8 protein-coding genes are annotated in these 10,266 nt (G+C 45.4%); 1 reads left to right on the top strand and 7 read right to left on the bottom strand.

What is annotated here, in order from left to right; genetic code table 11:
• Position 1 precedes the first annotated feature (1 nt).
• The 7 genes from hflK to tsaE all read right to left on the bottom strand — a co-directional run bounded on the left by hflK (position 2) and on the right by tsaE (position 8,166).
• A complete protein-coding gene (hflK, locus tag R7F07_RS23200; RefSeq protein WP_017633728.1) occupies positions 2-1,207 on the bottom strand; it encodes an FtsH protease activity modulator HflK in 1,206 nt (401 codons plus the stop codon).
• Positions 1,208-1,252: 45 nt separating this feature from the next.
• On the bottom strand, positions 1,253-2,542 hold the full coding sequence (gene hflX / locus R7F07_RS23205; RefSeq protein WP_005381380.1) for a ribosome rescue GTPase HflX: 1,290 nt from the start codon (positions 2,540-2,542) through the stop codon (positions 1,253-1,255).
• Between the two features lie 38 nt (positions 2,543-2,580).
• Positions 2,581-2,844, bottom strand: a complete 264-nt coding sequence (hfq, locus tag R7F07_RS23210) for an RNA chaperone Hfq (protein WP_005381379.1) — start codon at positions 2,842-2,844, stop codon at positions 2,581-2,583.
• 194 nt (positions 2,845-3,038) lie between these two features.
• A complete protein-coding gene (gene miaA, locus R7F07_RS23215; protein WP_054577180.1) occupies positions 3,039-3,971 on the bottom strand; it encodes a tRNA (adenosine(37)-N6)-dimethylallyltransferase MiaA in 933 nt (310 codons plus the stop codon).
• Positions 3,968-5,980: a DNA mismatch repair endonuclease MutL gene (gene mutL, locus R7F07_RS23220; RefSeq protein ID WP_171343383.1), complete on the bottom strand. Its 2,013-nt coding sequence runs from the start codon at positions 5,978-5,980 to the stop codon at positions 3,968-3,970. Before mutL ends, miaA begins: the two co-directional genes overlap by 4 nt.
• An 18-nt stretch (positions 5,981-5,998) precedes the next feature.
• Positions 5,999-7,708, bottom strand: a complete 1,710-nt coding sequence (locus tag R7F07_RS23225; protein ID WP_005381374.1) for an N-acetylmuramoyl-L-alanine amidase — start codon at positions 7,706-7,708, stop codon at positions 5,999-6,001.
• A complete protein-coding gene (gene tsaE, locus R7F07_RS23230; RefSeq protein WP_005381372.1) occupies positions 7,702-8,166 on the bottom strand; it encodes a tRNA (adenosine(37)-N6)-threonylcarbamoyltransferase complex ATPase subunit type 1 TsaE in 465 nt (154 codons plus the stop codon). The genes R7F07_RS23225 and tsaE overlap by 7 nt, the downstream gene beginning before the upstream one ends.
• Before the next feature lie 276 nt (positions 8,167-8,442).
• Between tsaE and queG the strand changes: the two genes are divergently transcribed.
• Positions 8,443-9,570, top strand: coding sequence for a tRNA epoxyqueuosine(34) reductase QueG (gene queG, locus R7F07_RS23235; RefSeq protein WP_017633726.1), 1,128 nt, complete (start codon positions 8,443-8,445; stop codon positions 9,568-9,570).
• The last annotated feature ends 696 nt before the right edge of the window (positions 9,571-10,266 follow it).

A 10,266-nucleotide genomic window follows, 5' to 3' on the forward strand; every position in this document is an offset into this window, starting at 1 on the left:
CTTAGTATCTCCCTTGACGTGAACCTGTTGAACGAGACTGCGTGTTCGAAGTGTCTTCTTGTGTACGATCTGACTCAAGTTGAATTTGATCATAGGTTGAAGATGACTTCGATTTACGTTTGGTATCTGCTTTGCCCTCTTGTCCCGCCAACTTATCGATTGGAAGGTAAAGAAGATTGCCGCTTGATTCCGAGTCAATCAACACTTTCGAAGTGCTTGAGTACACCTCTTCCATTGCGTCGATGTACAGACGATCACGCGTTACACCAGGCGCTGCTTGGTATTCTGGTAGTAGTTTTTCGAACTGTGCTACCTGACCAAGAGCCTCGTTAGTGACACGCTCATTGTAACCTTGTGCTTCTTTCTTCAAACGCTCTGCACGACCCGTTGCCTTAGGCAAGATTTCGTTCTTGTATGCTTCAGCTTCACGAATGAAACGCTCTTCATCCTCACGTGCTGCGATTGCATCATCAAACGCATCTTTCACTTGCTCTGGTGGACGAGCAGACTGGAAGTTCACATCAACAAGTACCAGACCCATATCATAGCTATCAATGATTTGGTTCAGTGTTTCTTGCGTAGTTTGACGAATTTGCTGACGACCACTGGTTAGAATGCTATCCATCAATGAGTCACCAATTACTGCACGTAGTGCAGAATCCGTTGCTTGACGCAAGCTGTCGTCTGCATTGGTTACACGGTACAAGTATTTGTATGGGTCAGTCACTCGGTACTGAACATCCATCGCAACTGTTACAACGTTTTCATCTTTGGTCAGCATTAGACCAGATGCACGTAGTGAACGAATCGCTTGTACGTTTACCGCTTCGTACTCATCAATAAAGCGAGGACGCCAGTTAAGACCTGGGTCTACGATACGATCGTATTTACCTAAACGCAGTACAACACCACGCTCTGCTTCACCGATGGTGTAAAAACCAGCGAAAAACCAAACCGCAACAGCAATCAGAGCAATCACGCCAAAGCCAATTGCACTACCACCACCGCCGCCGATTGGAGAACCACCGCCGCCTTTTTTACCAAACTTGCCGCCCAGCTTTTGACTCAGTTTGTTGAACACTTCATCTAAATCTGGCGGACCTTGATCTCGGCCACCAGGACGCTGGCCACCACGATTATTATTACCCCAAGGGTCATTATCGCGGCCATTGTTGCCGTTGTTATTTCCAGGCTCATTCCACGCCATTAGAAAGCTCCATCATTTGATATGACGTTATACTGTAGCAGTCCTTTAAGTGACTATAAAGCCAGTCAAAACTGCCCCTTCTCTTTTTTCAAGTCTAGACCAATCTACTTGCTGCATTCGAATATCGATCAACAAGTTACCATCCTGGTCATATTCCTCACGTTGAATACACTTCATTTGGAAGAAGGTACTACGGAATCGTCCTTGATACTGTGGAGGAATTCGCAACTGATGCTCGACCATTTGTGACGCCAGACGTTCCGTCAGAGCCTCAAACAGGACATCAATGCCCAACCCATCCATTGCTGAAACCCAAACTGCGCGAGGTACGCCTTCCTCGTCTCGTTCTATACGTGGTTTCTGCGAATCTAGATTGTCGATTTTGTTCATGACAACCAGAGTCGGCACTTCATGCGCGTCGATCTCTTCTAGTACTTCATGAACAGCTTGAATATTCTCACGAAAACGCTCATCACTGGCATCAACAACATGTAACAAAATGTCAGCTTCTTGCGTTTCCTGCAAGGTTGCCTTGAAGGCCGCAACCAAGTCGTGTGGCAAATGTCGAATAAAACCAACCGTGTCTGCCAAGATGGCAGGACCAACATCTGCTAACTCTATCTTACGTAAAGTCGGGTCCAAAGTAGCAAATAATTGATCAGCCGCGTACACGCCAGCTTCTGTAATACGGTTGAAGAGTGTCGACTTACCCGCGTTGGTGTAACCCACAAGTGAAACCGTTGGGATTTCAGCTCGATTTCGGGCGCGGCGCCCTTGTTCACGCTGCTTCGCTACTTTGTCTAAGCGTCGCAGGATGGCTTTGATTCTGTCACGCAATAAGCGACGGTCGGTTTCCAGCTGGGTTTCACCCGGGCCACGTAAACCGATACCACCTTTCTGCCTTTCAAGGTGTGTCCAACCACGAATCAAACGAGTAGAGATATGACGAAGTTGAGCCAGCTCTACCTGTAGCTTACCTTCGTGTGTTCGAGCTCGTTGAGCAAAGATATCGAGAATAAGACCAGTGCGGTCGAGAACTCGACATTGGCACAGTGCTTCGAGGTTACGTTCTTGGGCAGGAGAGAGGGCGTGATTAAAAATCACAATTTCGGCACCCGTTGATTGTACCGCTGTAGCAATCTCTTGGGCCTTACCCTCTCCGACATAGTATTTCGGGTGTGGGGATTGACGACTACCAGTTACCACTTGTAGCGCCTCTACCCCAGCAGAAGAAACCAGCATTTCGAACTCAGCCAGATCTTCCCATTCACCTTCTTGCGTGAAGTTGATATGAACAAGTACGGCTCGCTCACCGGATTCATAACGGTCAAACAAGCAATCAACTCCTTATTTTAAAAATACTCGATGAAGAATTAATCTTCAGATTTCTCTTGTGGACGCTCACCTTGTGGACGTTCACCGCTGTGATGGCTCACTGGACGAGCCGGCACAACTGTTGAGATCGCGTGCTTGTACACCATTTGGTTAACAGTATTCTTCAGCAGGATCACAAATTGATCGAATGATTCGATCTGACCTTGTAGTTTAATACCATTCACAAGGTAGATAGATACCGGGATACGCTCACGACGTAGCGCGTTTAGAAATGGGTCTTGTAGAGATTGCCCCTTAGCCATTTTTATTTTCCTTATTTAATTTGTAGTTGTAATTATTTAGCTAGTGGTGCAATGCAAAAGATACGGCTTTTGCATCTGAGCTAAACGAATCAAAAATGCACTCTAAGTAATTAGCAGCATAGTATAAAAACCGCCAACAACAGATCCTTTGAGAGTGCGTTCACGCAAAAACGATCACATTATACACAGCTATGTCAATCAGATGCTATTGCTTCCGACATCGTTTCTAATGCCTGTTCAATGTTCTCGCTATCCAACCAAGTTAAATCATCCCAGCTGCGTAACCAGGTGATTTGACGCTTGGCCAATTGACGAGTCGCGCATACGCCACGAAATACCGCTTCGTCACGTGTACACTCCCCATCTAAATACTCCCACATCTGTCGGTAACCGACGCATCGTATGGAAGGAAGATCGGGGTGAAGATCTTTTCGCGAATGTAACGCTTTCATTTCTTCTTCAAAGCCCGCTTCCATCATCTTCTCGAAACGGAGTTCAATCCGACGGTGAAGTTCTGCCCTATCCTTGGGAGCTATTGCAAACTGCTTGACTCGGTATGGTAGGCTTTCACCTTTCGTTTGAGTCAATTCAGTCAAAGTTTTACCTGAAATGCGAAAAACTTCCAATGCCCGAGATAAACGTTGGGGATCATTGGGATGGATTCTCGCGGCTGACACAGGATCAACCTCTTTGAGTTCATCGTGCAACACTGACCAACCTTTAGTCAATGCCTCTTGTTCAATTTGCTGACGAATTTCAGGATTTGCAGCAGGAAGTGGTGATAAACCTTCAAGTAACGCCTTGTAATACAGCATTGTTCCACCCACAAGAAGTGGAATTTTTCCTTCTGCAACAATATCATCCATCGCTCTCAATGCATCTCGACGAAAGTCGGCGACAGAGTAAGATTCACTTGGGTCCAAAATATCTATCAAGCGATGAGGCGCCAAACTTAACTCTTTTTCATCCGGTTTCGCCGTACCGATATCCATCCCTTTGTAGATCAAAGCAGAATCAACACTGATGATCTCAACCGGAAATTTTTGACGAAGACGAATCGCCAGCTCAGTTTTGCCTGATGCAGTTGGCCCCATTAAAAATAGCGCCAAAGGTAGTTTATCTGTCATGGTTTTAATTTGGCTATCGTGGCAGAGAAATCAACAGCGGATACGAATTTTGTATCTTCTAATGGCAATTGACCATGTCTTAGCTGTTCAAGTTCCGCAATAATTTGAATGGCTTCAGAAAAAGTATAGTGACTCTTCACTGTCGTGACCTGTAATGCGAGCCAATCTATCAACTCAGACAGCATCTGAGCCGCTGCTATACCTTCGTTCACACAAGATTGCGCGTAAGATAACAGATCTGGTACTAAATTTTGTAAGTTTTGTTGACGCAGCGGAGCTGGGACGCCCATCACCATTAAGGCGTGCTCGTTTCTCGCTTTCAATTGAATACCAAGCAATGCCAAATCTTGTTGATAATCTTGGGCCAGTCTCACTAATTCGGCCTCTAACTTAATAGATAGAGGAACAAGCAGAGGTTGTGCCTTGAGTGCACCATCGCTTGGAGTGAGCTGGCCTTTTACACGATAAAATTCTGCTCTAGGTAACGAGACTAACGCCGCCCCACTGTCACTGCTCATCAAAACAAATTGTTCATCGACCACCATCAGCGCTTTGCCTAATGCAGTAATCGATGGCATTGATGTGTGCGAAGTTATCGTTTGGGGCGCTATTGGAGTGACTGCCTGAGCCTCAAACTCTGGCGTTTTCAACAGCTCGTGATAAGCGCGTACTTCTTGTTTAGTTGGCGCTGGTTCTACGTGGCGCTCTTTACTGTGACTTGGCTTTGGTGCGGGTTTGGATTCCACCCAATCATTACGTTTGAATGACTCCACTACGCGCGCCTCTCGCACGGAGGTTTCACTAGGACCGCTATTACGAGGCTTCACTTCATAATCACTGCGTCCAGGATAAGCCGGTGTACTCTCTATCGCTTGATAAACCCGTTCTGGTACTGGTGAAGATGCTGGCTCTTGTACTTTTTCAGGCTCTGGCGAATGCTCAATCTCTTCAGATTCAGTCGGTTCCACGCGATGAAATGCCGATTCATTCACCTGTGGTTTATCAATCACGGCGCTTTGTGAAAGTGCATCCGTCAAAGCTTGATAGATGAAATCATGCACCAAACGAGCTTGGTGGAAACGCACTTCATGCTTAGCAGGGTGAACATTCACATCTACTTGGTGCGGATCTAGCTCAATAAAGAGCACATACGCAGCAAACTGATCTGGCTTTAAGCTCATTTCATAGCTTTGACGAATCGCGTGATTGATTAATTTGTCACGCATCATTCGGCCATTCACATAACAATATTGTAAATCGCTTTGCTGCCTTGCTCCCTCTGGTGTGGTAATCCACCCATGTAACTTTAACCCTTGATGCTCAAGCTCGATTCTGAGCATATGCCGCACAAACGCATTACCGCAGACAGCAGCAATACGCTTTTCGGTTTGAAGCTGATTTTTCGCCGCGCGATATTGACGGATGATCTTGCCGTTATGACGCACATTGATGGTGACATCAAAGCGGCTTAACGCAATGCGTTTCAATAACTCATCAATATGAGCAAATTCGGTTTTCTCCGTACGAAGAAACTTGCGACGCGCTGGAGTATTAAAAAATAAGTCCAACACCTCAACGGTAGTGCCAATCGGGTGCGCTGCTGGCTTAAGCTTCACCTGCATATCACGCCCTTCGGAGTAGGCACTCCAGGCTTCTTCTTGTGCCGCAGGACGCGACGTGAGCGTCAAACGCGAGACTGAGCTAATACTGGCTAACGCTTCACCGCGAAAACCTAGACTCATAATGGCTTCGAGATCATCTAAGGTATGTATCTTAGATGTCGCATGACGACTGAGCGCTAAGCCGAGTTCATCTTTCGCGATACCTTTTCCGTTATCACGAACACGAATCAGCTTTGCGCCTCCTTTCTCGATATCGATATCGATTCGAGTTGCGCCAGAATCAAGACTATTTTCAACCAGCTCTTTAATCACAGAAGCAGGTCTTTCGACCACTTCCCCTGCGGCGATTTGGTTTGCAAGTCTGGCTGGCAAAATTTTAATCGTCATAATGAGTTAGAAGCTCACCTACTTGTTTGGAATGATCAGGACTTGCCCAACCGCTAGCTGATCAGAGCGTAAGTTATTCGCTTTACGAATGCTCGATACGCTAACGCCGTATTTGGACGCTATTTTGCCAAGGAACTCACCCCGAGAAACCTTGTGCTTACGAATCGGTTTATCTTTTACCGCGACCGTTATCTTCAACTTTTGCCCTACCCACAAGGTATCTGACTTCAAGTTATTCTCTCGGCGGATATCTGAAACCTTCACTTTATAGTGATTCGCAATCTTACCTAAGAACTCACCAGACTTAACCTTGTGCGTAATGGTTTCTGTCTCAACAGTAATCGGTTTACTTGGCACTTTAATCGTACCAGCAGAAGGAATGTTGAGCTTCTGACCAATTGCCAAGCCTGTCGACTTCAAGTTGTTTGCCGACATCAGCGCTTTAGAGCTAAGCCCATATTTGTTCGCGATCACCGATAATGACTCGCCACGCTTTACAATATGTACCATTGGCTTCGCTGAAGGCGAGAACACCGTACCCTCTGGTGGGTTATCTTTTAAGTACTTGACGACCGCCTTAGTGATAGCCTGAGCTAACTTATCTTGGTGCGCTCGTTGAAACAGTAAACGCTCTTCTGTTGGGTTAGAAATAAAGCCCGTTTCCACTAGCACAGACGGAATCTGTGGAGAGCGTAAAACCGCAAGGCTGGTGTTGATCGGTTTGGTGTTATGCAGGTGCGCAACACGTCCCATCTCACCTAGGATTTCTGTTGCCAGTTTATAGCCTTCTTTTTGTGAATGACTAAACTGCAAGTCCAACAAAGTTTGGTTCACGTTACGATCTTTTGTCTTCGTGAAGAACGCATTACCCGAGCCGCCCAATAACTCAGACTGTTTCTCATGGTTCTCGACCCAACGAGCAATTTCGGTATTTGCACGACGAGTATTTAGTACGAAGACCGAACCACCGCGAGGCTTCGGTGAGGTAAACGCATCAGCGTGAATGGAGATCAGTAAGTGTGCATCATTTTCACGAGCAATCGCGACACGACGGTTTAAGTTTACAAAGTAATCTCCCGTACGAGTCATGCGCGTTTTAATACCAGGAGTCGCATCGAGCTGAGCAGCAATTTTTCTTGAGATACTCAATACCGCATCTTTCTCGTACTTACGACGTGAAGGGCCAATAGAGCCAGGGTCTTCCCCACCGTGACCAGGGTCGATAACAATTAACACTTCTTGAGCTCGTTGAACTGAACTCATGTCTTTGCTGGCCGCCGCTGGCTTACTCGGTTTAGAGGTCGATGCCTTCTTACCGTGCGGTAAATCAATCACCAAGCGGTGACCATACTGCCCACCTGGTGTTGGGCTTAATTTAAATAATTCCGCTTGAACGCTCTTTTTTAGTTCAAACACCAAACGATAAGTGCCCTTCTCTGGAGGCGAGCTTTTTCGTACCAGTTTTAAAACAGGGCTATCCGTAACAGTAACAGGCAGTTTGGCCTGCATCGTCGTGCTTTTTAAATCCACGACAAGGCGATCCGGCCCTGATAAAGAGAAATAGGAATAGTCAGCTTCCGAGCCTAAATCGATGACAACACGTGTTTCATCAGGTGAGGGCCAAACTCGAAAACTCTTAACGACGTTAGCAAATGCTAAATTGGGGATGAGAAGGAGAAAAGTGGCGACAAACGTCGCCACTACTCTAAAATTAGAAAAACTCAACATAGCTCCAATCGACTGAGTAACTGCACACCATAATCATTATTAGCTGTTAGTTCGGCTACACGTTGCTCACCTTGGTAGCGAATGTTTACATCAAGATCCGGTTGTGGCAGTAAGCCATGCCCTTTTTCAGGCCATTCAACCAAGCAAATCGCATCGTCTGTGAAATAGTCTCGAATCCCCATAAACTCAAGCTCTTCAGGATCCGCAAGACGATAAAGGTCGAAGTGATATACTTGCCACTGATCCAACTGGTACGGTTCGACTAGAGTATAAGTTGGACTTTTCACGTTACCTTGGTGACCAAGAGCACGGACAAAACCACGACTAAAGGTTGTTTTACCTGCACCCAAATCACCATGCAGATAAATTGTGGTTTGCTGGGAACAAAGCTGAGCCAAAGCGGTGCCTAGTGCAACCGTTTCATGCTCATCTTTTAAATTGAATTGTTTCGTGCTCATTGATGCTTCTCTAACTAATGATCGTTGACTATATAAAAATCAAAAGAACAGGAATAGTAAACCGTGTTGGTTTTGAGAGACAAGCTTTCAAATGTCATATGTGCGAAAAAAGTATCCAATAAACGGTATCTTAATCATCTTAGTATCGACCTAGATTTAGAATATATGCAAATGACTTCAATAAGCAGTATTCACAACATCAAAAACGTACCTAACTGGGTAGCACCAAAGCCAGAGATCCGTTAAGATCCGCCCCCCTTTATTCCGGTGGTTAATATGAACTACGAACAACTCGCACAACAAATCAAAGTTTGGGGAAAAGAACTCGGCTTCCAAAAAGTTGGGATCTGCGACGTTGATCTGAGTGAACATGAAGCAGCACTACAAAAATGGCTTGATGCAGGCTATCACGGCTCAATGGATTGGATGGCTCGTCACGGTATGATGCGTGCTAGACCCCATGAGCTACTCCCGGGAACCGTTCGTGTTATCAGCGTCCGGATGGACTATCTGCCACCAGAGGCTCAATTCGCTTCGAACCTCGCGAATAAAAGTCATGCCTATATTAGCCGCTACGCACTAGGGCGCGATTATCACAAGCTCGTCAGAAAGCAGCTAAATAAGCTCGGCAAACTTATTGAACAAGAGGTTGGTCAATATGGTTACCGACCTTTCGTTGATTCCGCACCAATATTAGAGCGACCTCTCGCCCAAAAAGCGGGCTTAGGTTGGACCGGGAAACATTCCCTGATTTTAGATCAAGACTGTGGATCGTGGTTCTTTTTAGGTGAACTACTTATCGACTTACCACTACCCGTTGATGAGCCAAGCGTTGATCAGTGCGGTAAATGCAAAGCATGCATTACATCATGCCCAACACAAGCCATCATTGAAGACAAAGTTGTCGATGCCCGGCGTTGTATCTCTTATCTCACCATCGAGTTCGATGGCGTGATTCCTGAAGAGTTTCGAAAGCCAATGGGTAACCGCATTTATGGTTGTGACGACTGTCAATTGGTTTGCCCATGGAACCGCTACGCCGACATAACGGAACAAGATGATTTCCACCGTCGTGACAGTTTCAAAAACCCTGACCTCGTCGACATGTTTAACTGGGATGAAGCGACTTTTCTAAAAAATATGGAAGGCTCCGCTATCCGTCGTATTGGTCATATACAGTGGCTACGTAACATCGCTGTCGCACTTGGTAATGCAGAATATAGTCAGCGAATCATAGATGCGCTGGAAAGTCGGCAAGGTGAAAATAAATTACTTGATGAGCACATTAAATGGGCTTTGACAGAGCAACTGAATCAACTCCCCACTGAGAGTAATTCATCTATAGAGACGAAAAAGCAACGCTTAATAAGGATAGTCGAGAAGGGACTGCCGAGAGACGCATAGAGCGTAGTCTATATGCAAGAGATTGAAAGTACTTTTGCATGTTCAATTCATGACCTTGTTCTCAATTTTGTAATGTGGAAAAAAATTTGAGATTCAAGAAAAACAAGCTAGCAGAAAAAAGTTAAACACAGTTCGGAGAAATGACTAGGATCAAAAAAATACCAGTTAATGATCGTATTTTAACGTACTCGATCCGACAAAAAACTTATTTTTTCTTTATATAACAAAGATTTAATTGATGTTTCTTTGTTGTTTCCACTTCACTTTAGAGAAAAGATCTTTCTTCCCCATCATAAAAAGTCAAGCTAAAAACACTTTATCAACCAACTTATCCACAGAACGACGTATGTGGATAACTCTGTTAATTAAAGTAGATAAAACACGCGAAGCCTCATCATACTTGTACGTCAGCCGATTCATATCGTGTTTTAAACACAAACGAAATCGTCCGACATCATATGATGCGGATAAAAGTTTAGCTTTTGGGGATTCATGCTTCGCAGCATTATGAAAAGAGCGATGTGATTGGTTGCGAGAAGCAGGCGTTGAATCAAGCGGCGCATCCGTAGACGACTTAACAATTGTATACTAAATAAGTACTCAATCTATCGTCTTGTATTTGGTTGCGGGGGCCGGATTTGAACCGACGACCTTCGGGTTATGAGCCCGACGAGCTACCAAGCTGCTCCACCCCGC

The organism is Vibrio sp. YT-16 (assembly GCF_033337405.1).
GTDB lineage: Bacteria > Pseudomonadota > Gammaproteobacteria > Enterobacterales > Vibrionaceae > Vibrio > Vibrio alginolyticus.